Origin of the sequence: Marinobacter subterrani (assembly GCF_001045555.1) — a bacterium.
Classification (GTDB): domain Bacteria; phylum Pseudomonadota; class Gammaproteobacteria; order Pseudomonadales; family Oleiphilaceae; genus Marinobacter; species Marinobacter subterrani.
Map to the genome: position 1 here is coordinate 1,637,561 of NZ_LFBU01000001.1, position 24,903 is coordinate 1,662,463.

Annotated in this window: 28 protein-coding genes; 10 read left to right on the forward strand and 18 right to left on the reverse strand. The window is 58.3% G+C overall.

Translation table 11 applies throughout. The features are described 5' to 3' along the window. Nucleotides 1-4: 4 nt before the first annotated feature. Nucleotides 5-757 (reverse strand): 30S ribosomal protein S2, encoded by a 753-nt coding sequence (rpsB, locus tag msub_RS07795; protein ID WP_048495480.1) that lies wholly within the window; start codon nt 755-757, stop codon nt 5-7. A 253-nt stretch (nt 758-1,010) separates the two neighbouring features. On the opposite strand from rpsB, the gene map reads away from it, so the two are divergent. The 6 genes from map (at nt 1,011) to dapE (ending at nt 8,278) form a co-directional block, all read left to right on the forward strand. Then, entirely contained in the window at nt 1,011-1,781 is a 771-nt protein-coding gene (gene map / locus msub_RS07800; protein WP_048495481.1) for a type I methionyl aminopeptidase, read from the forward strand. Continuing rightward, nucleotides 1,782-4,427: a [protein-PII] uridylyltransferase gene (locus msub_RS07805; protein WP_048495482.1), complete on the forward strand. Its 2,646-nt coding sequence runs from the start codon at nt 1,782-1,784 to the stop codon at nt 4,425-4,427. Then, the gene (gene dapC, locus msub_RS07810; RefSeq protein WP_048495483.1) at nt 4,424-5,638 is read left to right on the forward strand and encodes a succinyldiaminopimelate transaminase; all 1,215 of its coding nucleotides are present in this window, start codon (nt 4,424-4,426) and stop codon (nt 5,636-5,638) included. The genes msub_RS07805 and dapC overlap by 4 nt, the downstream gene beginning before the upstream one ends. Nucleotides 5,639-5,671: 33 nt before the next feature. Continuing rightward, nucleotides 5,672-6,016: an ArsC family reductase gene (locus tag msub_RS07815; protein ID WP_048495484.1), complete on the forward strand. Its 345-nt coding sequence runs from the start codon at nt 5,672-5,674 to the stop codon at nt 6,014-6,016. Between the two features lie 110 nt (nt 6,017-6,126). Further along, nucleotides 6,127-7,155, forward strand: coding sequence for a 2,3,4,5-tetrahydropyridine-2,6-dicarboxylate N-succinyltransferase (gene dapD, locus msub_RS07820; RefSeq protein ID WP_048495485.1), 1,029 nt, complete (start codon nt 6,127-6,129; stop codon nt 7,153-7,155). Next, nucleotides 7,142-8,278 carry a succinyl-diaminopimelate desuccinylase gene (dapE, locus tag msub_RS07825; RefSeq protein ID WP_048495486.1) on the forward strand — a complete coding sequence of 379 codons (1,137 nt, stop codon included), beginning with the start codon at nt 7,142-7,144 and terminating at the stop codon, nt 8,276-8,278. Before dapD ends, dapE begins: the two co-directional genes overlap by 14 nt. Before the next feature lie 76 nt (nt 8,279-8,354). On the opposite strand, the gene msub_RS07830 is transcribed toward dapE, so the two are convergent. Continuing rightward, nucleotides 8,355-8,573 (reverse strand): SlyX family protein, encoded by a 219-nt coding sequence (locus msub_RS07830; RefSeq protein WP_048495487.1) that lies wholly within the window; start codon nt 8,571-8,573, stop codon nt 8,355-8,357. A gap of 223 nt (nt 8,574-8,796) precedes the next feature. Here msub_RS07830 and msub_RS22465 point away from each other — a divergent pair, with 223 nt between their 5' ends. Then, nucleotides 8,797-9,330, forward strand: coding sequence for a cold-shock protein (locus msub_RS22465; protein WP_048495488.1), 534 nt, complete (start codon nt 8,797-8,799; stop codon nt 9,328-9,330). Nucleotides 9,331-9,376: 46 nt separating this feature from the next. Here msub_RS22465 and msub_RS07840 read toward each other — a convergent pair whose 3' ends face one another. The 3 genes from msub_RS07840 to msub_RS07850 form a co-directional block, all read right to left on the reverse strand. After that, on the reverse strand, nt 9,377-9,751 hold the full coding sequence (locus tag msub_RS07840; RefSeq protein WP_048495489.1) for a hypothetical protein: 375 nt from the start codon (nt 9,749-9,751) through the stop codon (nt 9,377-9,379). Further along, on the reverse strand, nt 9,723-11,147 hold the full coding sequence (locus msub_RS07845; protein WP_048495490.1) for a hypothetical protein: 1,425 nt from the start codon (nt 11,145-11,147) through the stop codon (nt 9,723-9,725). Before msub_RS07845 ends, msub_RS07840 begins: the two co-directional genes overlap by 29 nt. Before the next feature lie 98 nt (nt 11,148-11,245). Next, nucleotides 11,246-11,686 (reverse strand): VOC family protein, encoded by a 441-nt coding sequence (locus tag msub_RS07850; protein ID WP_048495491.1) that lies wholly within the window; start codon nt 11,684-11,686, stop codon nt 11,246-11,248. A 75-nt stretch (nt 11,687-11,761) separates the two neighbouring features. Between msub_RS07850 and msub_RS07855 the strand changes: the two genes are divergently transcribed. Continuing rightward, nucleotides 11,762-12,658: a DUF1853 family protein gene (locus msub_RS07855; RefSeq protein WP_048495492.1), complete on the forward strand. Its 897-nt coding sequence runs from the start codon at nt 11,762-11,764 to the stop codon at nt 12,656-12,658. Nucleotides 12,659-12,665: 7 nt separating this feature from the next. Here msub_RS07855 and msub_RS07860 read toward each other — a convergent pair whose 3' ends face one another. From msub_RS07860 to msub_RS07895, 9 genes are all read right to left on the reverse strand, one after another. After that, nucleotides 12,666-13,244 (reverse strand): AAA family ATPase, encoded by a 579-nt coding sequence (locus msub_RS07860; protein ID WP_227506665.1) that lies wholly within the window; start codon nt 13,242-13,244, stop codon nt 12,666-12,668. Beyond that, nucleotides 13,228-13,641 carry a TA system antitoxin ParD family protein gene (locus msub_RS07865; RefSeq protein WP_048495494.1) on the reverse strand — a complete coding sequence of 138 codons (414 nt, stop codon included), beginning with the start codon at nt 13,639-13,641 and terminating at the stop codon, nt 13,228-13,230. The genes msub_RS07860 and msub_RS07865 overlap by 17 nt, the downstream gene beginning before the upstream one ends. Nucleotides 13,642-13,731: 90 nt before the next feature. Further along, nucleotides 13,732-14,808 (reverse strand): hypothetical protein, encoded by a 1,077-nt coding sequence (locus tag msub_RS07870; protein ID WP_048495495.1) that lies wholly within the window; start codon nt 14,806-14,808, stop codon nt 13,732-13,734. Then, nucleotides 14,805-15,560: a hypothetical protein gene (locus msub_RS22060; RefSeq protein WP_227506666.1), complete on the reverse strand. Its 756-nt coding sequence runs from the start codon at nt 15,558-15,560 to the stop codon at nt 14,805-14,807. The genes msub_RS07870 and msub_RS22060 overlap by 4 nt, the downstream gene beginning before the upstream one ends. Before the next feature lie 51 nt (nt 15,561-15,611). Further along, on the reverse strand, nt 15,612-15,932 hold the full coding sequence (locus msub_RS21775) for a hypothetical protein (RefSeq protein WP_197083805.1): 321 nt from the start codon (nt 15,930-15,932) through the stop codon (nt 15,612-15,614). Continuing rightward, entirely contained in the window at nt 15,932-16,258 is a 327-nt protein-coding gene (locus msub_RS07880) for a hypothetical protein (RefSeq protein WP_048495496.1), read from the reverse strand. The genes msub_RS21775 and msub_RS07880 overlap by 1 nt, the downstream gene beginning before the upstream one ends. 138 nt (nt 16,259-16,396) lie before the next feature. Further along, nucleotides 16,397-17,650, reverse strand: coding sequence for a hypothetical protein (locus msub_RS07885; RefSeq protein ID WP_048495497.1), 1,254 nt, complete (start codon nt 17,648-17,650; stop codon nt 16,397-16,399). After that, nucleotides 17,647-18,900 carry a hypothetical protein gene (locus msub_RS07890; protein ID WP_048495498.1) on the reverse strand — a complete coding sequence of 418 codons (1,254 nt, stop codon included), beginning with the start codon at nt 18,898-18,900 and terminating at the stop codon, nt 17,647-17,649. Before msub_RS07890 ends, msub_RS07885 begins: the two co-directional genes overlap by 4 nt. After that, a complete protein-coding gene (locus msub_RS07895) occupies nt 18,897-19,394 on the reverse strand; it encodes a hypothetical protein (RefSeq protein ID WP_048495499.1) in 498 nt (165 codons plus the stop codon). The genes msub_RS07890 and msub_RS07895 overlap by 4 nt, the downstream gene beginning before the upstream one ends. Nucleotides 19,395-19,513: 119 nt before the next feature. Between msub_RS07895 and msub_RS21515 the strand changes: the two genes are divergently transcribed. Beyond that, complete coding sequence (locus msub_RS21515) at nt 19,514-19,738, forward strand: hypothetical protein (RefSeq protein ID WP_156182734.1); 225 nt, start codon at nt 19,514-19,516, stop codon at nt 19,736-19,738. Here the strand turns inward: msub_RS21515 and msub_RS07900 are convergent. From msub_RS07900 to msub_RS22065, 4 genes are read right to left on the reverse strand one after another with little or no spacing between them, the layout of a single operon-like run. After that, nucleotides 19,699-20,955, reverse strand: a complete 1,257-nt coding sequence (locus msub_RS07900) for a hypothetical protein (protein WP_048495500.1) — start codon at nt 20,953-20,955, stop codon at nt 19,699-19,701. The genes msub_RS21515 and msub_RS07900 overlap by 40 nt on opposite strands. Further along, on the reverse strand, nt 20,952-23,189 hold the full coding sequence (locus msub_RS07905) for a hypothetical protein (protein WP_048495501.1): 2,238 nt from the start codon (nt 23,187-23,189) through the stop codon (nt 20,952-20,954). Before msub_RS07905 ends, msub_RS07900 begins: the two co-directional genes overlap by 4 nt. Nucleotides 23,190-23,230: 41 nt before the next feature. Beyond that, on the reverse strand, nt 23,231-23,614 hold the full coding sequence (locus tag msub_RS07910; RefSeq protein WP_048495502.1) for a hypothetical protein: 384 nt from the start codon (nt 23,612-23,614) through the stop codon (nt 23,231-23,233). Between the two features lie 58 nt (nt 23,615-23,672). Next, complete coding sequence (locus tag msub_RS22065) at nt 23,673-24,422, reverse strand: hypothetical protein (protein WP_227506667.1); 750 nt, start codon at nt 24,420-24,422, stop codon at nt 23,673-23,675. On the opposite strand from msub_RS22065, the gene msub_RS21785 reads away from it, so the two are divergent. After that, nucleotides 24,421-24,666, forward strand: a complete 246-nt coding sequence (locus tag msub_RS21785) for a hypothetical protein (RefSeq protein ID WP_197083806.1) — start codon at nt 24,421-24,423, stop codon at nt 24,664-24,666. The genes msub_RS22065 and msub_RS21785 overlap by 2 nt on opposite strands. The last annotated feature ends 237 nt before the right edge of the window (nt 24,667-24,903 follow it).

A 24,903-nucleotide genomic window follows, 5' to 3' on the forward strand; every position in this document is an offset into this window, starting at 1 on the left:
CGCGTCACTCAGCGGCTGGAGCAGCGCCTTCAGCGTCTTCGCTGACTTCGATAAATTCGTCAGCGCCGGCACCGCCGGCCTGGGCGGCTTCAATGCAGGTGTTTGCCACGGCTTGCACGTAGATCTGGATAGCACGAATGGCATCGTCATTGCCCGGAATGACGTAATCAACACCGTCCGGATCGCTGTTGGTATCCACAACACCGATTACAGGAATGCCAAGCTTGTTGGCTTCCTTGATAGCGATGCGCTCGTGGTCGACGTCAATAACGAACAGTGCGTCCGGCAGACCGCCCATATCCTTGATACCACCGATGGAGCGCTCGAGACGGTCCATTTCGCGGGTACGGTCCAGGGCTTCTTTCTTGGTCAGCTTGTCGAAGGTGCCGTCCTTGCTCTGGGTTTCCAGATCACGGTAGCGACGGATAGACTGACGGATGGTCTTGTAGTTGGTCAGCATGCCACCGAGCCAGCGGTGGTTTACAAACGGCTGACCTGAACGCTCGGCTTCTTCCTTGATGATCTTGGCCGCGGCACGCTTGGTACCAACGAACAGGATCTTGTTCTTGCTCTCTGCCAGCTGCTGAACGAACTTCAGCGCGTCGTTCATGGCAGGAACTGTCTGCTCAAGGTTGATGATGTGAATCTTGTTACGGGCGCCGAAGATGAACTTCGACATTTTCGGGTTCCAGTAGCGGGTCTGGTGACCGAAGTGAGCACCTGCCTTGAGCAGGTCACGCATATTTACCTGAGCCATGATACTTACCTTTTTAGCTTCGGGTTAGTCCTCCACGCGTCCGATTATCCCAACCTGGCTCCTTGTGAAGCAGGAGCAGGCACCCTGGGATAACGTGCCGACACGTGTGTGAATTTGCCGGATTCGTTTCCGGCGGGCGCGTTTATACCACAAACGGGCCCGCAAACGCCATTATTTTTGCGAGCACACTTCCTTGTACCCGGGCATCAGGCCCCTTAAAATGCCCGTTTGATACAAATCAACGGGAAGCTCAATGCAGGTATCGATCAAGACTCCGGAAGAAATCGAAAAGATGCGCGTCGCAGGCCGCCTGGCGGCCAATGTTCTCGAGATGATTGGTGAACACGTCAAGCCTGGCGTATCCACAGAAGAACTCGACCGGATTTGCCATGACTACATTGTGAACGAGCAGAAAGCCATTCCGGCTCCGCTCAACTACAAGGGTTTTCCGAAATCCGTCTGCACCTCGGTTAATCACGTTATCTGCCACGGCATTCCCTCCGAGAAGAAAATCCTCAAGGACGGAGACATCCTGAACATTGATGTCACCGTAATAAAGGATGGCTACCACGGCGATACCAGCAAGATGTGGATTGTCGGCAAGCCGAAACCGGGCACAGAACGCCTGATCCAGATTACCCAGGAATGCCTATATAAAGGCATTGAACTGGTGAAGCCGGGCACCCGCCTGGGAGACATCGGTCACGTTATCCAGCAACATGCCGAGAAGCACCGCTATTCGGTGGTTCGGGACTACTGCGGTCACGGCATTGGCGCGGTGTTCCATGAGGAGCCACAGGTGATGCATTACGGCAAACCAGGTACCGGCATGGAACTGCAGGAAGGCATGACCTTCACCATTGAGCCGATGATCAACCAAGGCAAATACCAGACCAAGCTGCTGCCAGACGGCTGGACCGTGGTCACCAAGGATCACAAGCTGTCAGCCCAGTGGGAACACACTATCCTTGTGACCGCCGACGGCCACGAGATCCTGACCAAACGAACGGAAGAGTCCTTCTAAGTGGACCTGAGCGAGCTGGAATCCCGTATCAGCAATGATCCCTCTCCGGTAAAGGCAGCCCGGGAGCTGTTAAAGGAAAGGTATGATGCCGATGCCGAGGCCTTCCGGCAGGGTGCCGATGTTCGCGCCCTGGTCTGTTCCAGGGCAGACACAGTCGACACCGTTCTCCGGCTGATCTGGAACCGCTATCCCTTCGCCAGCTCGCCGGACATCGCCCTGATTGCCGTAGGCGGCTACGGCCGGGGCGAGCTCCACCCCCACTCCGATATTGACCTGTTGATCCTGACACGGAGCGGTATCGACGAGAGCTGGCACGAAGCGCTCGGCGCTTTTATTACGCTGCTCTGGGACCTGAGGCTCGATATCGGCCACAGCGTTCGCAGTATCGAGGAGAGCAAGGCTGCGGCCCGGGAAGACATCACCATCCTGACCAACCTGCTCGAGACCCGGACCATTGCCGGGCCGGACGATCTGCGCGGGGAACTCAGCGAGCAGGTGTATTCCGATGAGGTCAGCAGCGACCGCGACTATTTCATTGCCAAGCGGGAAGAACAGCAGCAGCGACACCAGAAATACGGCGATACCGAGTACAACCTCGAGCCCAACGTGAAAGGCTCACCGGGCGCCCTGCGTGACATCCAGACCATCGGCTGGATTACCAAGCGGCACTTTGGCCTGCAGAACATCGCCGATCTGACCCGCTTCAGCATTCTGACCGAGGAAGAGCACCAGATCCTGTTTCAGGGCGAGACCTTCCTGTGGCAACTGCGTTACGGCCTTCAGTTGCTGGCCGACCGGAACGAGAACCGGCTGCTGTTTGACCACCAGCGGGCCCTGGCAGAAATGCTTGGCTATAGAGACCAGGGCAAACGTCTCGGTGTCGAGCTGATGATGCAGTCCTACTACCGAACCGTTCTCGCCCTCGCCGAGCTGGCCGATGTGATCCTGCAGTACTACGACGAGGCGATCCTTGGCAGCGCCTCCGAAGATGCGATCCAGCCGATCAACAAACGCTTCCAGATTCGCAACTATTATATAGAAGCCGTCAATAACCAGGTCTTTGCCTACGCGCCCTACGCCATCATGGAAATCTTTGTGCTGATGGCGCAACACCCGGAGATCAAGGGTATTCGGGCCACCACGATTCGCTCCCTGCGGGCCCACCGGCACCTGATTGATGACGCCTTCCGCTCCGACCTGGCGGTTACCACCTTGTTCATGGAGCTGTTGAGAACGCCCCATGCGCTGGACCAGACCCTGTCCGCCATGAAAAAGTACAACGTACTCGGCCGCTACCTGCCGGAATTCGGCCAGATCATCGGCCAGATGCAGCACGACCTGTTTCACATTTACACCGTCGATGCCCACACCATGCGGGTGATCCGCAACATGGTCCGGCTCACCGGCACCGAGGCCCAGACCGAATACCCGCTCGCCTCCCGCCTGATACACCGGCTGCCAAAGCTGGAAGCGCTTTACATTGCCGGCATCTACCACGATGTTGCCAAAGGCCGTGGCGGCGATCACTCGGAACTCGGGGCGATCGATGCAGAAGGCTTCTGCAAACGCCACCACCTCAGCGAGCGGGATACCCAACTGATTGCCTGGCTGGTGGAAAACCATCTGCTGATGTCCATGACGGCCCAGCGCAAGGACATCTCGGATCCGGACATCATCCACGCCTTTGCCAGGGCCGTGCCGAGCCAGGCGCACCTGGATTACCTGTATGTGCTGACCGTCTGCGACATCAGCGCGACCAATCCGAAACTCTGGAATACCTGGCGTGCGTCGCTCCTGCGCCAGTTGTACATCGAAGCGAAGCGGGCATTGCGACGGGGTACCGAAACCCCCATCGACCGGCAGGAGTGGGTGCGTGCCACCCAGGCCGAAGCCCGGGAAATCCTGCACGCCCAGAACATGACCGATGAGCAGATTGATGCCATCTGGGACACCGTGGACGAGGACTACTTCCTTCAGGACTCCACGGTGGATATTGCCTGGCAGACCGCTGCCATTATCCGCCATGGCGATAATTCAGACCCGCTGGTGCTGATTCGCGACACCCGGGGCGGCCCCACCGACGGCTACTCCCAGATCATCATTTACATGAAGGATCGGGTGGCCCTGTTTGCGGCAACCACGGCGGTGCTGGAACAACTCAACCTGAACATCGTCGATGCCCGGATCAGTTCCAGCGAGGGCCCCTACTCCATCAGTTCCTACGTGGTGCTGGATGAAAAGGGCCAGCCACTGGGTACCGACCCCGCCCGCAAGGAGCGCACCCGCATGCGCCTGATCGAGGAACTGGATGATCCCGATGACTACCCGGACATCATTCACCGGCGCACCCCAAGACAACTGAAACACTTCGCCTTTCCCACCGAGGTGACCTTTTCCAACGACACCATCAACCAGCGGACCGTGATGGAAGTGGTCACTCCGGACCGCCCCGGTCTGCTGGCCCGGGTTGGCCAGGTTTTGCTGGAGCACCGGGTTCGCCTGAGCAATGCCAAGATTGCCACTCTGGGCGAGCGGGTTGAGGACGTTTTCTTCGTGACCGACGAGCACGGTGAACCTATACGGGATCCGGCTGTGTGCCAGTCCCTGCAGCAGGACCTTTGTAAAATGCTGGACGACATTCAATGAATCCGAACCTGAACAGACTCCACCCCTACCCGTTCGAAAAACTGGCAAAACTCAAAGCGGGCATCACCGTGCCGGACCATCTCCGGCCGATTTCACTGGGCATCGGCGAGCCGAAACACCCGTCTCCGGACTTCGTCAAGCACGTGATTGCGGATAACCTCGACAAACTCGCCAATTACCCCACCACCCGGGGAATCGACGAACTCCGGGAAGCGATCAGCCAGTGGGCGACCCGACGCTTTGACCTGAAACCGGGAAGCCTCAGCCCCGCCCGACATATTGTGCCGGTAAACGGCACTCGCGAGGCTATCTTCTCCCTGGTGCAGGCGGTGGTTGATGCCAGCAAGCCCGCAACCGTAGTAAGCCCTAACCCGTTCTACCAGATTTACGAGGGAGCGGCGTTTCTATCGGGAGCAACCCCGGTTTACCTGGCCTGCGACGGCTCCAATGGCTTTATTCCGGATTTTGACTCGGTGCCCGAAGCCACCTGGCGCGATTGTCAGGTGCTGTTCCTGTGCTCGCCGGGCAACCCCAGCGGTGCCGTGATTCCCAGAGCTGTCCTGGCGAAGGTGATCGCCCTTGCCGACAAGTATGACTTTATCGTGGCTTCCGATGAGTGTTATTCCGAACTCTATCCCGACGAAGGCAACCCGCCCGAAGGCCTGCTGCAGACCTGCGCCGCCATTGGCCGCGATGATTACGCCCGCTGCGTGGTATTTCACAGCCTGTCCAAACGCAGCAACCTGCCGGGCCTGCGCTCCGGGTTCGTGGCCGGTGATGCACGCATCCTCGACGGCTACCTGAAATACCGCACCTACCACGGTTGCGCCATGCCCATCCACAACCAGTTGGCCAGCATCGCCGCCTGGAGCGATGAAGACCATGTACGGGAAAACCGGGCCGCCTATCGCGCCAAGTTCGAGGCGGTGGTGCCCATCCTGCGGGAGGTAATGGACGTGGACTACCCGGACGCGGGGTTTTACCTGTGGCCCGTCACGCCAATGGATGATGAAACCTTTGCCCGGGAACTGTCCGCCCGGCAGAACGTGCACGTGTTGCCAGGCCGATACCTGTCCCGGACCGTGAACGGTCATAACCCCGGCGTAAACCGGGTAAGGATGGCTCTGGTAGCGCCCCTGGAAGAGTGCGTTGAAGCAGCACGGCGAATTGTTGAATTTGTTAAAGATGGGGTTAAAGATGCGGTCAGATGAACTTTTCGTCTGACCCCATGTTCAAGGTGGAAAATGAAACTCTACGGCATAAAGAACTGCGATACCGTCAAGAAAGCCCGCAAATGGCTGGATGAGAACGGCGTCGACTACGAATTCCACGACTTCAAAAAGGATGGGCTGGACGACGCGTTGCTGTCCCGCTGGGAGCAGGCAATTGGCTGGGAAACCCTTCTCAATCGCCGCGGCACTACCTGGCGGAAACTTCCCGAAAAGGTTCGTGATACCATAAGCGCCCAGAGTGCCCACGAGGTCATGCTGGAGAATCCATCCATCATCAAGCGGCCAGTCGTCGAACGGGACGGCAAGGTGTCCGTGGGCTTTAACGCAGAGGAATGGGCAGACACAGTGGGTGGATAAACCCGCTCATCTGGTCCCGTGCCTCTATAAACAGATTAACTCCGGGGTCAGGTGAAAAGTTCATCTGACCCCATTTTCAGACCCATTTTCAGAACAGGAGCAACCACCTGATGAGTTTTGCATTCGGTATCGGAATCGGCACCCAGAACAACCAGGGCGAATGGCTGGAAGTCTTTTACCAGCAGCCGGTCATGACACCTGGCAGCGCGCTCATGGAAGTCATCAGCAATGCCATGGACTTCCAGGGTGGTAACCAGGCGATCAGCGCCACGGCCGAACAGCTTAGTCAACTGGCCAACGCGCTGCGCCAGGTAGGCGAAACCGATCAGGCGGCCCTTGCGGAAAAGGCTGCGAACAGCAAGCGCCCGGTCGCGGTGACCGTTCTGGAAACCGACGACGCGGCGTCCAGCACACCCGAGGTTTACCTGAAACTGCACCTGATCTCCCATCGGCTGGCAAAACCACACGGTGTCAAGCTGGACGGTATTTTCGGCCTGCTGCCGAACCTGGCCTGGACCAACGAAGGCGCTATTGATCTGAACGAGCTGCCAGCGCGGCAGCTCCAGGCCCGCCTGGAAGGTCGCACCCTGGAAGTGAAATCGGTAGACAAGTTCCCGCAAATGACCGACTACGTGGTTCCCAAGGGTGTGCGCATTGCCGACACCGCGCGGGTTCGCCTGGGCGCCTATGTGGGCGAAGGTACCACCGTCATGCACGAAGGTTTCATCAACTTCAACGCCGGCACCGAGGGCACCAGCATGATCGAGGGCCGGATCTCTGCCGGAGTCATGGTTGGCAAGGGCTCCGATCTGGGCGGCGGCTGTTCCACCATGGGCACGCTATCGGGTGGCGGCAACATTATCATTGCCGTTGGCGAGAATTGCCTGATCGGCGCCAACGCCGGCATCGGCATTCCGCTGGGCGACCGATGCAAGGTTGAAGCCGGGCTTTACATCACCGCAGGCACCAAGGTTGCCCTGCTGGACGACAACAACAAGCTCGTTGAAGTGATCAAGGCCCGGGATCTGGCGAACCAGCCAGACCTTCTGTTCCGCCGCAACAGCCAGACCGGCGCGGTTGAATGCAAAACCAACAAGACCGCGATCGAGCTGAATGAAGAGCTGCATGCAAACAACTGATTCCCCGACACTCGATCTTGCTGTTGATCTGATCAGCCGGCGCTCGGTCACTCCGGACGATGCCGGCTGCCAGGAACTGATGATGTCGCGCCTCGCGCCCCTTGGTTTTGCCGGCGAAAACCTGCGTTTTGGCGATACCGATAACCTCTGGGCCCGCAAGGGCTCGGAAGGCCCGGTACTGGCCTTTGCCGGGCATACCGACGTGGTGCCAACAGGCCCGGAGAAGAACTGGACCCACCCCCCCTTCGACCCGGTAATCAGGGGCGGTTATCTCCACGGCCGCGGTGCCGCAGATATGAAAGGCAGCCTGGCGGCGTTCATCACGGCGTGCGAGCGATTCGTTGGCCAATACCCCGACCACCGCGGCTCCATTGCCCTGCTGATCACGAGCGACGAAGAGGGTCCGGCCCAGCATGGCACTGTGAAAGTTGTTGAAACCCTCGAAGCCAGGAACGAAAAGATTGACTGGTGCCTGATCGGCGAGCCGTCCAGCACCCATGAAGTGGGTGACGTGATCAAGAACGGGCGCCGTGGCTCACTGCACGGTTACCTGACGGTACACGGCGTGCAAGGCCATGTTGCCTATCCGCACCTGGCCGAGAACCCGGTGCATTCGGTGGCTCCTGCACTGGATGCCCTGGCCAGCGAGTTCTGGGACAACGGCAACGATTTCTTCCCACCAACCACCTTCCAGATCACCAAACTGGAAGCCGGAACCGGCAGCAACATCATTCCCGGTGAATGCGTGGTGCACTTCAACTTCCGTTACTGCACCGAGAATACGGCAGAGAGCCTGGAAGAGCGGGTGGTCGCGATTCTGGATCGTCATCACCTCAGGTACGATCTGCAGTGGCATCTGAGCGGTCGCCCCTTCCTGACTGACAAGGGCGCGCTGGTATCCGCCAGCCAGAATGCCATTCGCACAGTCACCGGCCGGGACACCGAGCTTTCAACCTCCGGCGGCACATCTGATGGCCGCTTCATCGCACCAACCGGCGCCCAGGTGGTGGAACTTGGCCCTATCAACGCCACCATCCACAAAGTGGATGAGTGTGTAAAAGCCAGGGACCTCGACACGCTGTCCGAGATCTACGAACAGATTCTGATCGAACTGCTGGCGTAATGCGCGAACTTGGGGTGAGATGAAAACGGGGTCAGTTGAAAAGTTCATCTGACCCCGTTTTCATCTGACCCCACTTTCAGTAGTGCGGTGGAGGTGTTTCGTCCTGCTCGGATTTGATATGCGACGGCGATACATCTTTCAACTGCTTATGAAGCAAGCGCTTGGCCTCCCACAATTCCCGGATATCCATTTCCTGTTTCGCCACATGCTCGCTCAGGGTGTTGATAACATCGTCCTGAAAGGCCAGCCGTGTTTCGAGCTCGTCCAGTCGGGTTTCCAGATCATTCTGGCTCATTGGGTATTGGTTCTCCCCTGGGTGGGTCTCTGAAGAGTGTGATCAACGGCAGTGGTTACCCCGTTGCTTGGTCAGCGCTCGGGATAATCTGGTATCATGCCGGCTTTGCCCGCCAGCGCTTCCATTTTCCGGGGAACTGGCGGTTTCCACCGGCCGGATGCCCGATTTTACCCGATATCCGGTTTTTATCGTTAGCGTTACAAGAATGGAGAATTTTCACTCAATGCGTAATCCATCCAAAGCGATCCTTGTTGCTCTCCTGATCGCCATTCCAGCACCTTTGGTACTTGCCCTGTTGCTGTCATTCACTCCAGAGCCACTTCGCCTTCTAGCTGTTGGCGAATTTGTAGAAGCGCTGGGAAGCACCGGCGGCATCACCGCTTACATTATTACCCTCGTTCTCTTCGGCATTGCGGGCTTTCTGGCCATTGCATTCTCAGCCAAACAGGCGGCCAGCCCACGCAGCGCTGCCCGGCCTCAGAATCAGGCCTCCGGCCAGAGCTATGACGATGACGAAGACGACGGCTACGATGAGAACAGTCCTGAGGGTGACGAAGAAGGCACCGTCAAGTGGTTCAACGTCAAGAAAGGCTTTGGCTTTATTGTTCGTGACAGTGGCGATGAGGTGTTCGTGCACTTCCGCGCCATTCGTGGCCGTGGCCGCCGCGTTCTCCGCCAGGGCCAACTGGTTCGCTTCAGTGTTGTCGAGGCGGACAAGGGGCTGCAGGCCGATAACGTGTCCATTCTGAGCGACTGAATCACCGCCCACTGAAAACAAAGAGGCAGCCCGCGGGCTGCCTCTTTCAGTTCCAGACCACCTGATGTTCGCCCCGGTGATCCAGTCGCCACCACTTCTCCTCTTCCACCGGCTCGCCTTCTTTCCAGTCTCCAGGGCTGCAGCGAATCTCGGTATCCATGGTACGCCAGGCGCTGCGGGCGCAATCAAGATCACTGTTCCAGGGCAGGCGGTCGCCCTCGATGACCAATGACGTAAAGCGTTTGCCGAAAGCGCCCGGATACAGGGCAATCCGTAACCGCTCACCTTCATAGCGGGCGACGCCCTTGACGACGCCGTTTACCTCGCTATCGTCCAGTTTCAGCTCGTCCACGTGGCTCTCAAGCCATCCTGACACCGCGCCTGAGGCCAGATCACGAATATAAATTTCCAGGTCCTGCACCCGCCGTTTCTCCATCCTGCTGCTCACAATGAAGCACATAGTGAACCGGCCCGCGCCGCGCTGCAACCCAGCGTTCCAGCTCCTGTCGCAAATCCTCGATAGACAACTGACGCAAAGTGCCCGCTGCTTTCCGCTCATGCCAGGCCACTTCCGCAGCCGCTCGCTGGAGCTGGATGTCGCCAAGAGACGACTCAATGTCGTCGAGCGGTTCTTTCCTTGCCAGCGCGACCAGAGACTGGCGCCTCAACGTATCGGCCTGCCCGGCATAAGCGACGGCCTCAGTCGGCCCTCGGCGGGCAAACAGATTTAACCGCGCCGCCGCCCGATCCAACCATTGCAACATTCCGCCCGGCGTACTAACGCCCCGGCTCCGTCGCGACGACACAAACCTGATCACCGACCCCGGAATCTGCACATTCCACTGTTTCTCAATCGCTGCCTGATGAGCAGTCAGAATCGCCTGGCGCTGGACCTTGCTTGCAACGGGCATGTCAAAGGTGTCCAGGGATCGGCCAAGGCGATGTTGAAGCGTCGACACACCCTGACTGTTACAGGGCTCGTCCGGACCCAATAACAGAATCGGCCCCGCCCATTGCAGTGTCATGGCAGCGGCCAGGCCATCGGGCAACTCCATCAGGGCAACCAGATCGGCCGGAGACACATTATCCAGCACCAGGACCGGCCAACGTGAGCAGTCGTCCGGCGCGCACCCATCAACCCGACGCCCCGGAAGAACCGGCAAATCACTGGCCATGACCTCCGCTTCACGTCTCAGGTCCAACTCAACGTAATCCAGCTCCATCTCAGATAGAAGCGACTGCAGCCACGCCGTTTTCCCTGCGCCGCGCTCGCCGCGCACCCAGACCAGGGCTGTCGGCGAGGCTGCGAGGCTGACCGCAACATCCTCGGCAAGTTGAAGCCAGGCGACATCCGTCACCACCACAGGCGCACGCTGCACTTCGTCCAGAGGGGCTGGTTCCCGCTCTTCCGTGTGATCAGGCCAGTGGCTGACCAACTCAAGAACCGCCACATAGGCCTTTTCCTGCAAGCGCTCGGCATAGCGAGCCAGGGATTCCAGCAACTGTGACCACCCCAGCCAAGGCGACTCTGTGGCCTCACGGGCCGCAGCAAACCAGTACATCAGTTGGGAGGAAAGCTGCCCCTCACCACCGACTTCGGTCACGATAGGCTGCTCACACTGGATGGTTCGGGTGAGTTCGTCCATATCCACCCCGCAACCCCGCAGAAAGCGAGTAATGCCAGGGCCGGAATCCAGGAGGGCAAGCAGGTAGTCTTCTACGGTAATTACGGAGCCACCACGGCGTTCAACACTTTCGCGGGCATGCAACAAAGCAGTCTGGCACTGGGGATCCAGGCATCCTTGCCAATCTTCCATCAAACATCTCCATGTTCTGAATGCATCATCCTGATGCAAATACTGGGTTTTACGGCCGCATTATACCACTTTCAGCCTTTGGTCAGCCCGTTACCCACTTACCAGGTGCCGGTGTTTTCCATGCTGGCCCAGGGCTCTCTGGGTGACAGAGCCTCGCCTTTTTGCAGAAGTTCTATCGAAATATTGTCCGGGGTACGGATAAAGGCCATGTGGCCATCCCTTGGCGGGCGGTTAATGGTAACGCCATTGGCCTGTAGGTGCTCACACAGTGCGTAGATGTCATCAACACGATAAGCCAGATGGCCAAAATTACGGCCACCGGTGTACTCTTCCGGATCCCAGTTGTACGTAAGCTCGATCATCGGCGCCCTGTCTTCCCGGGCGCGGGCCTCATCTCCTGGCGCTGCCAGGAACACCAGGGTGAAACGGCCCTTGTCGCTACTTTTTCGACTGATTTCAATCATTCCCAGAAGATCGCAGAAGAAATGAAGGGTCTCGTCCAGGTTGCTCACCCGGATCATGGTATGGAGATAGTGCATAAAGCCTCCCTCGGGACAGGATTAATCACGAATTCATCATCTTACCCTGGGCACAGTTTACGGTATTCTGGCCGTATGGATGCAAAAACAGCAAACAACCAAATCCCGGAGCTGAAAACCCCGGCCATCCGGCACCTCGCCTGGTTGTGCCGGGCGCCGCAGCTGCTGCGCTCACCGCTGACGTTTGAGCCAGCTCGCTATCTTCCGGTAGACGCGGACAAAACGCTCCGGCGATGGGATCAAAATCCTGAGACCGCGCCGGCGCTGCTTAAAGAAGCGCCCCAGAAGCGACTGGGCTTTTATTTCGAACGGCTTTACCGGGTATTGCTGCAGGATATCCTGGGCTGGGACATTCTTCTGCAGAACCAGCAGATCCAGTCCAGTGGGCGAACCATCGGCGAACTGGATTTCGTGGTGCACAATGGCTTCGAGGATCGGATTGAGCACCACGAGATTGCCATCAAGTTTTACCTGGGCGTTAATAAGCCGGCCGGGCCGACCTTGTGGTACGGCCCGAACGCCAAAGACCGTCTGGATCTGAAAACCGCCGGCATGCTTCATAAACAGAGTCAGCGAACCCGCCTGCCCGAGGTTCGCACGTTGCTGGCAAACGCCGGAATCACCGGGCCGGTTACACCCCGGATTTTCATGCCGGGTTACCTTTTTTACCCCCCTGCCCAGGAAGCTGTCGCGCCAGAGCATGTTCCAGTCGATCATCTCCGTGGTCAGTGGTGCTATCTCTCGCAGGTGCGACCCTCCGACGTTCCAGGCTGGGTGCTATTGAACAAGCCTCACTGGATTGGCCCCTGGAGACAGCCCGAGCCACCCTCTGCGCAGCCAGTGATGGCGGCGCTGAACATGATCCAGCGTTACGGTGTCCCTCTTCTTTTTGCGAAGCTCGAGCAAGACAGCGCTTCGGGACTCTGGCAGGAGACCCAGCGGCTATTTGTAGTACCAAATAGTTGGCCCTGACAGCCCATCAGGCATCAATAAGATCGCTCGCCCATCCAGGCAGTGTTTCCACAAAGGAGTGCCACTGCCCGTCCTGCCAGACCGCAATTCGAACATAGGGGTGGTCCAGACTGGAGTTGTCGACGAGGTGGAGTTCGTCAACCAACCCGATGCATTGGCGAAGATTGGCCAGGGTTCTCGGAATCCTGGCCTCTATCTTAGCTTCAGGGACGTTATGGCCGCCGGACTTGACCCGCGACGCTACCCGGGCCTTGTTCAGGGATGCCAGTTCCAGGTGGAAGTAAAACAGCCGGACACGAAAGCCGGCGGCTTTGGCAGCGCCAACAAAATCCACCTTGGAGGGGTGGGAAAAGACAGTTTCGAAGCAGAAGCTCTGGCGTTCTTCAAGCAGCCGGAACCGCTCCCGTTCCGCTATCAGCGCCGCCTCGTAACTGTGTTTTTCAGGCGCGTCCGGCCAGACACTGCGGGCAATGTTATCTGCATTCACCAGAGGAATTTTCCGCCGTGCCAGGAACCGCTCATAGAAGGTTGTCTTGCCGGCACCGTTACCGCCAACCAGCAGCCAGAGCTCAGGCTGCGTTGTCACGGTCACTCAATTCCTCAAAACGCCCGTTGCGAAACTGGCCCACTGCGCGGCTGCCATCAGGATAAACCGCCTCCAAATAGCCAGGTTTCTCGCCGGACGCCTGATAAACCGTGCGCCCCCTGCCAATAGAACGCCCCAGGTCACCGCTTTCGCGGGCCCGATCCACCTCAGCCCAGAGGTCATCGCTGGAAACGGACTCAGACACCACCGGCTCAACTTTCACCTGGCGAATGCCCTGGAGAATGGCAATCAGGTCTTCTGCACTCACTTCGCCGGCGACAGCTCGCCCTATCTCCGCCCAATACTCAATCTGCTTGGGCGTCGAGCGCCGATGAACCGCGCCGTCGGCTGCGGCGTGGCGGACCAGAGTGTCGTCGAGACGGACAGCGGTTGTCATGGTGGTCTCCTGAGTAGGGCTAAGTGTTAGTAACAGGTTACCACAGGTGTTGCAATATGCAACAAGCGAGATTTGGCTCCTCGGCAGGCATTAAATTGGCCAGGCACCAGTAGGCCGCAGCTTCCGATACTCCTCCATCGAGATCTTGCCCAATTGAGGCGTCAGCTTGCAGGTTCTGCTTGCCCACGGGTATGAATTCTGGCGCTGATGCACCTTCGTCCAACCCTCTCCCTCCTTCCAGGAATCCAGATCCAGATCCCGCCAGTACCTCGGGTTCCTCCCCGACTTCCTGTCATGCTCAGCGGTTACCGGGTCCAGATGGCGGAAAGGTTCCAGGCGTGGCGTGTCGGGCAGAGGCTGGGATACATCCATGTAGAGCTGCAACATATCCCACATGGCTAATACTTCTGACTTTTCCGACTCGATGGTGCTGAAGCCGGTTTTGTTGAAGGTTTTCTGGGTGTAGCGGTGCACCAGTATCAGGCGGTAGAACACCCCGCTTTGCTGAATCACCCGCTCAATGTAGGCGTCAAATTCCACGAACGGGGCTTCAAAGAAGCGACCGCGACCAAGCGCAATGCGGACCTGACCCGTGAGGCGGTTGAATTCGCTGCATCCATCTTCAAGGGTGGCATCCAGTCTTTTGTTAATGGTGTTTTCAAAGGGCTTGAGGAGGAAGCCTATTCCGGTGCTCATTATCCAGTTGGTTGTAGGGTATGCTATCCAGAAGGCAAATAACATCCACCCAGGTACTAGAATAAAGCCTAACCCGCCTACCAAAATGCCAGACAAATCGTAATATCGGCCTACCGATAACACTCCCCATCCGACGATTGCCGCCCCCCCAATCACTAGTGTGAGAATCCACGTAAACGGGACAACAAAGATTAAAAATTTCAGCCCAATTTTTCCATTTAGGAACCGGATCCTTTGATGGTTCCACCACCAGTTTTTATCGCTGAATTCCGGATCGGTTTTCTCATGGTCCTGAAGTGCCTCAACATCTTGAACCGTGGCGTGATAGGGAATGACTCCCGCGTAAGTGCCGATGGGCTGGAGCTCTTCACCTATCCGTGTGCGTTTCTTCGGGCTTGCAGGCAATGGTTCAACCATACCTGCCCTGAAGGCTGTACTCTCAAAATCGATCTTCACGTCCGTATCTGTCATGCAGTCATCGCAGCTTTGCCTGAAAATTCCTCACTAACCTGAGCAAAGATCTCAGTAACCGGCTTTTGCGGATTCGCTTTTTGCAGTTCCAGCACCCGCTTGCTTTGGCGTTTCAGTTCCTCGCTGGGTTTGGCCCATTGGTCTTCCTGTAGCGGTTCGGACCACTCCGCCATGGCCTTGGGCAGTGCTTTCCGGCTCATGCGTTTGATCTTCCTGACCTCCCACTCCACCAGCCGATTCGGGATGGTCCAGAAGGTCATCAGGTGGTACAGGTACCAGCCGGTCAGGTAGAGCACTCCCCGCTTGCCGTCCCGGTATTCCTCGTGAAGGCGTTTGCGGGCATTGCGGAAAACATGGACACCCTCCCAGGGTGGATCGTCCGGGCCCTGCAGGTCCAATGGATCCTGGATCTCTTTCAGGGTATGCACTTCGTACTCCATGTATGACCGGATGGCCTCCCAGGTGCTGATGGCCTGGGGCTGGCCGTAGGTTTCAAACTCCAGGGTGTATTTCTCGCCCGTGTCCGGATGATAGAAGCCAATCCCAAAGCCATACTGGCGCTGCACGCCATATTCGGTAACGCCCCGGGCTTCCGTCATCCACGCCACCAACTCTTCCCAGGGGACGAAAATCGGCGTCTTCTCTCCCTCCGGCACGAAACACACTTCTCGACGTTGGCGGTTGAAGCGGGTGGGGATAATGGATTCCAGCTTCAGGTGATCTCGGTACGAGATACCGATGCCCAACAACAAGAAGAAACTACACCCCCAAACCGCAATCCAGAATCCATAATCAAACATCTCCTAGAATACTTCGGCTGCAGTCTCCAGCTCTCTACCGTGAGCGATCGCAAGGCCCGATAAAATAAGCGGAATACCAAACGCGCCAAACAAAAAACAAAAAAAGGGCCCACCAAGCGCCATTTGCCAACCAAACACCGGCGGTGTCCCCGCTCCAAAATCCAGGTACCCGTCATTCACCTCCCCCACCGCATGGCCATGATCCACCGGCGGCAGGCCGGTTGGCAGGGGTTTGGGGGATAAAAAGGTCAGCCTGCCACTCGGAAAGGGCTCGGAACGACCCGCACGGGGCGGCTGTTCTGACTGGGCATTCTTGGGGTTCATTAAAGTCCATCCGTTACTATGAGTGGCTGGCGGAGTCGCCACCAGGTAATCTCAGCTTTTGGTGTCTCCTGCACAGGCGTCAGGGGGTACTGAGTGTCCGGAGTCACCTTCAGCATATAAACGGCACCGGTATAGGCTCCATCTTCCTGCAATGTTTCAAGCTTGACCATCAAGCCCAGGTCCCGGGTGCGGAGGCCATGCTGGGTCTTCTCATGGGCCGGTGGCCTGAAGGCCAGTTGCAGGTGACCGGTATCGACCGACTGCTCCAGGCTACCCAGGATGGCACCGGTACAGGGTACCCAGGTTTCCGGTTGGCGGGAGAACATTCCCCTTCGCCCCGGCTGGATGCGCCATGCGGCAATTGAGGGCTTCCAGCGAACCACCGGATTTGAGATTGATGCTTGGGCCCGCCATCGTCACACCGCTCTGACCCAGTTTCAGCAGGCTGTCGCCGGCCGGTTCGGTCATGCCAGCAACGTCTCCCCTTCCCGGGACGCCCGGTACAACGCCTCCAGCATTGCCTCGGGTGCCAGTCTGGGGTTCTTCTTGCGCAGGGATTCCAAGCGGCGGGTTTCAACCTTCAGGGCCTCGGAGGGCCCGGCCCACTGGTCTTCGGGAAGGGGCTGTGACCACTCGTGCAATTCGTCCGGGAGGCTCTTTGGTATCAGGTTGTTGACCCGCCATTCGGTGAGTTTGTGGGCCAGGTAGCGCTGGAAGAACCAGTCGGCCATCTTCTTCCACAGCCAGGCGCCCATTGGCTTTTCCCGGCGTGCCTGGCGGCAGCTTTCCTTGTAGTAGGCCAGGGTGCCGTAGTCCCGGGGGTCGGGGCAGGCTTCCGGGCCTTCTTCCATAAATCGGCGAATACTTTCCCATTGGGCCAGCCCCACGGTCTCGTGCCCCACGGCCACAGAGGCCGCCGCCTTCGCCGTTTCCGGGTTGTCCGGGTCCGGCACGGCTAGGGTCAGCAGGGTGCGTTCGGTAAAGATCGAGGGACCGATATCCTGCTGTTTCTGGACATAGGCCACCAACTGTTCCCAGGGGTGATAAACATACTCCAGGCGGGGCTTGTGTTTCTTGTGTAGGTGCAAGCCGATGAGGATGTAGGGGATGAAGATGAGGCTTTCAAGAAATAATGCACCCAGGCTCCAATACACGAAAGACCTCTGAAATTCATCCAGCGGGCCCTCATGAAGAAACGGCACTATAACACCGAAACTCGTAAAAAGATAAATGGTGTAGATCCCCACAGAAGCGTCCCTGCCCCAAAACGGGATTTTGACCTCCTTCCCCCCCACCCAACACGGCATGGCCACTTCCCGCTTCTGGCGGTTAAGCCGAATGGGGGGGCCTTCCTTGATGGACTTGTTGGTGTTGTAGTAGATCACTATGCCAAAGGGAGCGGTAAAAAACAGGCTGCCAACGACAGCTGCAATAGTTGGCTCCCACACAAACCTATCATTGTGCAAATAAAAAGCAATCGTGACGTATACCATTGCCAAACACAGCAGGATGCACAAACTCAAGAACATCAACGACAATTCAGCCGCAAACACCAGGCTCCCACCCTGCAAATCCATCCAGACCGGGTTCTTGCGGCGTATCCAGTCCGCCGGGTCCGACGGGCGGGCGCCGGAAGCCACCGGCAGCGGGCTGAGGGCCAGCAGGTCTCCGTCGGCTGCCTTCCGGCGCTCTCCGGCTCTCAGGGGTTGCTCAGTCATGCCAGCAACGTATCCCCTTCCCGGGACTCCCGGTACAACGCCTCCAGCAGCGCCTGGGGTGTCAGCTTAGGGTTCTTCTTACGCAGGGATTCCATGCGGCGGCTTTCAACCTGCAGGGCCTCGGAAGGACTGGCCCACTGGTCTTCGGGAAGGGGCTGTGACCACTCGTGCAGCTCGTCCGGGAGGCTCCTGGGGATCAGGTTGTTGACCCGCCATTCGGTGAGCTTATGGGCCAGGTAGCGCTGGAAGAACCAGTCGCCCACCTTCTTCCACAGCCAGGCGCCCGTGGTTTTTTCCTGCCGGGCCTGACGGCAGCTTTCTTTGTAATGGGCCAGGGTGCCGTATTCCCGGGGATCGGGACAGGCCTCCGGGCCTTCCTCCATGAACCGGCGAATACTTTCCCACTGGGCCAGACCCACAGTCTCGTGCCCCACGGCCACGGAGGTCGCCGCCTTCGCCGTTTCCGGGTGGTCCGGGTCCGGCACGGCCAGGGTCAGCATCGTGCGTTCGGTAAAGATCGAGGGGCCGATATCCTGCTGTTTCTGGACATAGGCCACCAACTGCTCCCAGGGGTGATAGACGTACTCCAGGCGGGGCTTGTGTTTCTTGTGCAGGTGCAGGCCGATGAGGATGTAGGGGATGAAGATGAGGCTTTCTATGATCAACGCAGTCACGCTGACCTGAAAGTACCTGAGATTAAAGCCCTCCAGCGGCCATTCACCCGAATAGGCAATGACCACGGCAAAAAAGGTCGCCACATACAGGATATACATGAGTGAGAACGGCTCTTTATCCCAGAGGGGAATGTTCACGTCTTTCCCCCCCACCCAGCCCGGCATGGCCACTTCCCGCTTCTGGCGGTTAAGCCGAATGGGCGGGCCCTCCTTGATGGCCTTGTTGGTGCTGAAGTGGATGACCAGGGCGAACGGCAGACTGCAGAAGATATTGCCAACAAGCAAAAATAACGGCGGGCTCCAATTCCACGCCCCCCTGTCGAGATAAACGGCCAAGGTCATCAACAGTCCGGCAAAGATTGTCAGTAAACTTAAGCTCAAAAACATCAACGACAGTTCAGCCGCAAACACCAGGCTCCCACCCTGCAAATCCATCCAGACCGGGTTCTTGCGGCGGATCCAGTCCGCCGTGTCCGACGGGCGGACGCCGGAAGCCACCGGCAGGGGGCTGAGGGCCAGCAGGTCTCCGTCGGCTGCCTTCCGGCGCTCTCCGGCTCTCAGGGGATGATCGGTCATGCCTTATCCTTTTGCGGGCGCAGTGCCCGGTAGTTTATCAGCAAGGGTTCCAGGCGTTCATCAGGCTTCTCACGGAACCGCATCTGCTGCCAGACCTTGTCTTCGTTGGTTGCAATGTGGGGCACGTTGCCGCGCTCGCCCAGCTCGAGGAGGCAATGGAAGGCTTCGCCGCTCCCCGGCAACCAGCGGGTAACGCCGTCCGGCTTATAGCGTACCGCGATATACAGCCGGTTGACGGTTTCCAGCTCATCAAACAACAGGCTCACCTGCAACGAAACGCCCCCCTGGTCACAGCCTGTGACCAGGAAGCGGTCGCGCCAGTCTTCCGAGGCCCAGGACCACTCCACGCCCTGGCGTTCCAGCACCACCCATTCCGCATTATCAGCGTTCAGGCCGGAGACACCGGGCAGTGTCAGCCGCAGGGCACAGTATCGGAAGCGTCCCTGGAGGGCCTCCCGTTCCGCCATCACACTCAGTTCGGGCTGGTAGATCACCTTGGCGAGCTGGTAGCGCTGTTCGTCGGCGGGCCAGCCCTTCGATGCCTTGCCCCAGGCGCTGTTTTCGCACCACGCCTGGAGTTCGCTTCGCTTGTATCGGTTATAGATGTATTGGGATGGCGCCAGTACAGGGTACCCAGGTTTCCGGCTGGCGGGAGAACATTCCCCGTCGCCCCGGCTGGATGCGCCATGCGGCGATTGAAGGCTTCCAGCGAACCACCGGATTTAGGATTGATGCATGGGCCCGCCATCGTCACACCGCTCGGATCCAGTTTCAGCAGGCTGTCGTCGGCCGGTTCGGTCATGCCAGCAACGTCTCCCCTTCCCGGGACGCCCGGTAGAACACCTCCAGCATTGCCTCGGGTGCCAGTCTGGGGTTCTTCTTGCGCAGGGATTCCAAGCGGCGGGTTTCAACCTTCAGGGCCTCGGAGGGCCCGGCCCACTGGTCTTCGGGAAGGGGCTGTGACCACTCGTGCAATTCGTCCGGGAGGCTCTTTGGTATCAGGTTGTTGACCCGCCATTCGGTGAGTTTGTGGGCCAGGTAGCGCTGGAAGAACCAGTCGGCCATCTTCTTCCACAGCCAGGCGCCCATTGGCTTTTCCCGGCGTGCCTGGCGGCAGCTTTCCTTGTAGTAGGCCAGGGTGCCGTAGTCCCGGGGGTCGGGGCAGGCTTCCGGGCCTTCTTCCATAAATCGGCGAATACTTTCCCATTGGGCCAGCCCCACGGTCTCGTGCCCCACGGCCACAGAGGCCGCCGCCTTCGCCGTTTCCGGGTTGTCCGGGTCCGGCACGGCTAGGGTCAGCAGGGTGCGTTCGGTAAAGATCGAGGGACCGATATCCTGCTGTTTCTGGACATAGGCCACCAACTGTTCCCAGGGGTGATAGACGTACTCCAGGCGGGGCTTGTGTTTCTTTTGCAGGTGCAAGCCGATGACGATGTAGGGGATGAAGATGAGGTTTTCCAGCGCAAAAACGACCCACGTCCAGAATATGAAAGACTTCTGGAAATCGTCGAAAGGCCTTTCATAGAACAACGGCACAACCAATGCGAAAAAAGTAAACAAATAGATGGTGTAGATCCCCACAGAAGCATCCCTGCCCCAAAACGGGATTTTGACCTCCTTCCCCCCCACCCAACACGGCATGGCCACTTCCCGCTTCTGGCGGTTAAGCCGGATGGGCGGGCCCTCCTTGATAGCCTTATTGGTGTTGTAGTGAATGACCAGGGCGAACGGAAGGCTGCAGAGTAAATTGCCCACTATCAGAATTCCCGGTAACCACCAATCGAAATGGGAGCTGTTTCTCCAGGCGGATTCTGCTGACAAAAAGAAAGCTATCGAAATAGTAATTAGGCTTAGGCTCAAAAACATCAACGACAATTCAGCCGCAAACACCAGGCTCCCACCCTGCAGATCCATCCAGACCGGGTTCTTGCGGCGTATCCAGTTCGCCGGGTCCGACGGGCGGGCGCCGGAAGCCACCGGCAGCGGGCTCAGCGCCAGCAAATCTCCGTCGGCTGCCTTCCGACGCTCTCCGGCTCTCAGGGGATGATCGGTCATGCCTTATCCTTTTGCGGGCGCAGTGCCCGGTAGTTTATCAGCAAGGGTTCCAGCCGTTCATCAGGCTTCTCACGGAACCGCATCTGCTGCCAGACCTTGTCTTCATTGGTTGCAATGTGGGGCACGTTGCCGCGCTCGCCCAACTCGAGGAGGCAGTGGAAGGCTTCGCCCTCCTCCGGCAGCCAGCGGGTGACGCCGTCCGGCTTATAGCGTAGCGCGATGTACAGCCGGTTGACGGTTTCCAGCTCATCAAATAACAGGCTCACCTGCAACGAAACGCCCCCCTGGTCGTGGTTTGTAACCAGGAAGCGGTCGCGCCAGTCTTCCGAGGCCCAGGACCACTCCACGCCCTGGCGTTCCAGCACCACCCATTCCGCATTGTCGGGCTTCAGGGCGGATACACCGGGCAGTGTCAGCCGCAGGGCACAGTACCGGAAGCGCCCCTGGAGGGCCTCCCGTTCCGCCATCACACTCAGTTCGGGCTGGTAGATCACCTTTGCGAGCTGGTAGCGCTGTTCGTCGGCGGGCCAGCCCTTCGAGGCCTTGCCCCAGGCGCTGCTTTCGCACCACGTCTGGAGTTCACTGCGCTTGTAGCGGTTATAGACGTATTGGCCCACCAGCACGAGTAGCGTGCCGGCCCATAGCCAGGCGTTCATTCCGCGAAGCAGACCACCGCCGAGTTGAAGCATACTTTTGTGGACTGATGCCCAGGTAACGTCGGCGGCTTGCTTCACAAGGATATGATAAACGCCCGTTGAACCTGTCCAGGCTATACGACCACTTCCGAAGACAATCATTGAATCCCCGGCAAACGTTATTCCAGCACCAGCCCGGGACCCTGCGGTGTTCTTACCATCGAAAACCTCAACTATCTGCTTAATGCCATCCGCACCCGCCGCAAACAAACCACCCCAGGCCGCAATCGTTCCGCCCCAGACGTTAGCCCGGGCAAGGCGCGTGAGCACCGTTTCCGCCTTGCTGACCGACTGGTAGTAGTAATTCAGCCTGGCGCTGGCAACGATGGTGCTGACACTGGCCACGGCACCAACCATTCCAAAACCTCCACTGGCGATATCCAGAGCCTTCGAAAAAGTCTTGTCTTTGTCCCATTTTAGATAGGCATCAACAGTCCCTATAAAACTCACAAGCCCCATAAATGAAACCACCCCAAGCCCCCCGATCCGCTTGGTGATGTCCATCATATCCTCACCATGCACCAGGCCACGGGCGTGGTCGAATACCGCCTTCATGCCGGAGCGGTTTCTCAAGGCCTCCAGTTCCTTGATTTCCGCGTTGACCGCCCTGGCTTCGGCGGTGTTTTGCAGGCCGCCGAGCCGGAGGATACCGGCGTACTGGTTACCCTCCGAAGGGATGAATTTCTGCAGCTTTTCGGCGGCGCCCCTGAATCGGACCTCTTCCAGTTTCCTGGCGTCGCGGAGCCTTCGAATCTCATTGTCGTAGCGGTCTTTATGAGTACGCTGAAGGGCCCGCTTCGAGGCCTGGCGCTCGTTCTCCAGGCGGAATTCCTGCTGTTGCAGTGTTGCGTAGCGACGGGAGTGGGTTTCCATGTCGCTGATAAGGTCATCCACGTTTTTCAACGTGGCCCCATCGGCAATCTCCAGGTCCAGCTTGAAGATCAGTTGGTTGTCCAGCAGGTGGGCGCGCAGGCCCGGTTTCATCCGTTTAAACACGTCGTGGAGCCGCTCGTGCAGCCGTGCGCCGCTGGCCTTTTCCACCAGGTTGAACAGTTCCTGCTTGGCGGAAACGGTTAACTGGGCCAGCCGGTTGCTTAACTCGGCGCTCAGTGCCGGGGTCAGGGTCGCGAATCGGAGCTGCGGATTCTCGGACAGGGTTTGTACCCACTCCTGATGGGCCGAGGCATTGTCATGGGCCGCCACAATCGCGTTATACACACTCAGCACCCTGGCAACGGTGCCGGTGTAGGCGGACGGGTCAATGTCGAAGGCCGCCAGGTGCTGGTGCCCTACCTCACCAAAGTAGTAGGAGCGGATGAAGCTGTAATCGCCAGAGGCCAGGGCGTAGTCGTTCAGGACATTGATCAGGGCATTATCGAGCTTCAGGAAGGCGCTGTAAGCCTCTTCTTCCTGCCGATCATAAAGGTGGCCGAACAGATGGTATTTCGGTAAAAGGGTTTGCAGCGAGCCAATAATCGCCTTTTTTTCACGATCAAACCCTGCCAGCCGGGTTTCGGCGTTTTCCAGGTACTCGTTCATTGCATCAACCTGGACAAAATCACGGATACCACGCTCGCCGCTCAGGCTGCCATGTTCCGCCTCATCCTGGCTCTTGTGCAGGGCTCTTCACCACTCTCTGCCCATTCGTCAAGCCAGCCCACCACGTCATCCTGGTGCTGAGCCAGGTCCAGCATCACGCCCACGTCGTCCTGCAGCACCAGGCACCGGCAATCGTCCGGGTCTTCCACGGCCTGCTGCTTGATCAGCTTGCCGAACCGGGTCTTGTGGTAATAGGGCTGGTTCTCCCAGTGGTAGGGTTCACCTTCCTGTGGATGGGCACCTTCGGGGACAGCCGGCGTATAGTCTTCGGCAAATTCTGCAACCCATTGCTTGGCCTGCTCGGGCGTCAACAGGTGCATGCCGCCACTGATAGGGGAGGCATTGGCCATGTCGATTTTCTGCATGAAGTGCGCCCGTTCCTCATGGCTGTCGAGTATAGAGACTTACTCTCTGTCGGCTCAGTCACGCAGTCATCGCGGTTTGGGCCGAAAACTCCTCACTAACCTGGGCAAATATCTCAGTAACCGGCTTTTGCGGATCCGCTTTTTGCAGTTCCAGCACCCGCTTGCTCTGGCGCTTCAGTTCCTCACTGGGCTTGGCCCACTGTTCTTCCGGTAGCGGTTCAGACCACTCCGCCATGGCCTTGGGCAGCGCTTTCCGGCTCATGCGTTTGATCTTCCTGACCTCCCACTCCACCAGCCGGTTCGGCAGAGTCCAGAAGGTCATCAGGTGGTACAGGTACCAGCCGGTCAGGTAGAGCACTCCCCGCTTGCCGTCCCGGTATTCCGCATGAAGACGTTTGCGGGCATTGCGGAAAACATGGACACCCTCCCAGGGCGGATCGTCCGGGCCCTGAAGTTCCAATGGATCCTGGATCTCTTTCAGGGTATGGACTTCGTACTCCATGTACGCCCGGACAGCTTCCCAGTTGCTGACGGCCTGGGGCTGGCCGTAGGTTTCAAACTCCAGGGTGTATTTCTCGCCCGTTTCCGGGTGATAGAAGCCAATGCCAAAGCCGTACTGGCGTTGCACGCCATATTCGGTAACACCTTGCGCCTCCGTGACCCAGGCGACCAGCTCTTCCCACGGGACAAAGATCGGTTCTTTCTGCCCCTCCGGCACGAAACACACTTCTCGGCGTTGGCGGTTGAAGCGGGTGGGGATTACGTTTTTTAATTTGGCGTAAGCCTGCCAGCGTGGAAGTGAGAGCATGAAAAACCCAAAGAGCCCTCCCCAAACAGCAATCCAGAAGGCAAAATCAAAGGTTACTCGCCACCCCCAAAGAGCATCCTCCCAGCCATTACCAAAAGTAAACCCTCCAAGAAAAACAACGAAAGGAAAAAAGAAAGCACCAAGCAAAAAGCAAAAAGCAAAAAGCAAAAAGCAAAAAAACGGTATCCCCAGCGTGGACTGCCAACCGAACACCGAGGTCGCCCCCGCTCCAAAATCCAGGTAGCTATTATTCACTTCCCCCACCGCATGGCCATGATCCACTGGCGGCAGGCCGGTTGGCAGGGGTTTGGGGGATAAAAAGGTCAGCCGGCCACTCGGAAAGGGCTCGGAACGCCCCGCTCGGGGCGGTTGTTCTGGCTGGGCATTCTTGGGGTCCATTAAAGTCCATCCGTCACTATGAGTGGTTGGCGGGAGAACATCCCCTTCGCCCCGGCTGGATGCGTCATGCGGCGATTGATAG

What these genes read in the sequence shown, in the direction of transcription:
- rpsB (WP_048495480.1), bottom strand. Translation starts at nt 757, where the DNA reads ATGGCTCAGGTAAATATGCGTGACCTGCTCAAGGCAGGTGCTCACTTC.
- map (WP_048495481.1), top strand. Translation starts at nt 1,011, where the DNA reads ATGCAGGTATCGATCAAGACTCCGGAAGAAATCGAAAAGATGCGCGTC.
- dapC (WP_048495483.1), top strand. Translation starts at nt 4,424, where the DNA reads ATGAATCCGAACCTGAACAGACTCCACCCCTACCCGTTCGAAAAACTG.
- msub_RS07815 (WP_048495484.1), top strand. Translation starts at nt 5,672, where the DNA reads ATGAAACTCTACGGCATAAAGAACTGCGATACCGTCAAGAAAGCCCGC.
- dapD (WP_048495485.1), top strand. Translation starts at nt 6,127, where the DNA reads ATGAGTTTTGCATTCGGTATCGGAATCGGCACCCAGAACAACCAGGGC.
- dapE (WP_048495486.1), top strand. Translation starts at nt 7,142, where the DNA reads ATGCAAACAACTGATTCCCCGACACTCGATCTTGCTGTTGATCTGATC.
- msub_RS07830 (WP_048495487.1), bottom strand. Translation starts at nt 8,573, where the DNA reads ATGAGCCAGAATGATCTGGAAACCCGACTGGACGAGCTCGAAACACGG.
- msub_RS22465 (WP_048495488.1), top strand. Translation starts at nt 8,797, where the DNA reads ATGCGTAATCCATCCAAAGCGATCCTTGTTGCTCTCCTGATCGCCATT.
- msub_RS07845 (WP_048495490.1), bottom strand. Translation starts at nt 11,147, where the DNA reads ATGGAAGATTGGCAAGGATGCCTGGATCCCCAGTGCCAGACTGCTTTG.
- msub_RS07850 (WP_048495491.1), bottom strand. Translation starts at nt 11,686, where the DNA reads ATGCACTATCTCCATACCATGATCCGGGTGAGCAACCTGGACGAGACC.
- msub_RS07855 (WP_048495492.1), top strand. Translation starts at nt 11,762, where the DNA reads ATGGATGCAAAAACAGCAAACAACCAAATCCCGGAGCTGAAAACCCCG.
- msub_RS07865 (WP_048495494.1), bottom strand. Translation starts at nt 13,641, where the DNA reads ATGACAACCGCTGTCCGTCTCGACGACACTCTGGTCCGCCACGCCGCA.
- msub_RS07870 (WP_048495495.1), bottom strand. Translation starts at nt 14,808, where the DNA reads ATGACAGATACGGACGTGAAGATCGATTTTGAGAGTACAGCCTTCAGG.
- msub_RS21775 (WP_197083805.1), bottom strand. Translation starts at nt 15,932, where the DNA reads ATGAACCCCAAGAATGCCCAGTCAGAACAGCCGCCCCGTGCGGGTCGT.
- msub_RS07880 (WP_048495496.1), bottom strand. Translation starts at nt 16,258, where the DNA reads ATGTTCTCCCGCCAACCGGAAACCTGGGTACCCTGTACCGGTGCCATC.
- msub_RS07885 (WP_048495497.1), bottom strand. Translation starts at nt 17,650, where the DNA reads ATGACTGAGCAACCCCTGAGAGCCGGAGAGCGCCGGAAGGCAGCCGAC.
- msub_RS07890 (WP_048495498.1), bottom strand. Translation starts at nt 18,900, where the DNA reads ATGACCGATCATCCCCTGAGAGCCGGAGAGCGCCGGAAGGCAGCCGAC.
- msub_RS21515 (WP_156182734.1), top strand. Translation starts at nt 19,514, where the DNA reads ATGGCGCCAGTACAGGGTACCCAGGTTTCCGGCTGGCGGGAGAACATT.
- msub_RS07900 (WP_048495500.1), bottom strand. Translation starts at nt 20,955, where the DNA reads ATGACCGATCATCCCCTGAGAGCCGGAGAGCGTCGGAAGGCAGCCGAC.
- msub_RS07905 (WP_048495501.1), bottom strand. Translation starts at nt 23,189, where the DNA reads ATGAACGAGTACCTGGAAAACGCCGAAACCCGGCTGGCAGGGTTTGAT.
- msub_RS07910 (WP_048495502.1), bottom strand. Translation starts at nt 23,614, where the DNA reads ATGCAGAAAATCGACATGGCCAATGCCTCCCCTATCAGTGGCGGCATG.
- msub_RS21785 (WP_197083806.1), top strand. Translation starts at nt 24,421, where the DNA reads ATGAAAAACCCAAAGAGCCCTCCCCAAACAGCAATCCAGAAGGCAAAA.
- msub_RS22065 (WP_227506667.1), bottom strand. Translation starts at nt 24,422, where the DNA reads ATGCTCTCACTTCCACGCTGGCAGGCTTACGCCAAATTAAAAAACGTA.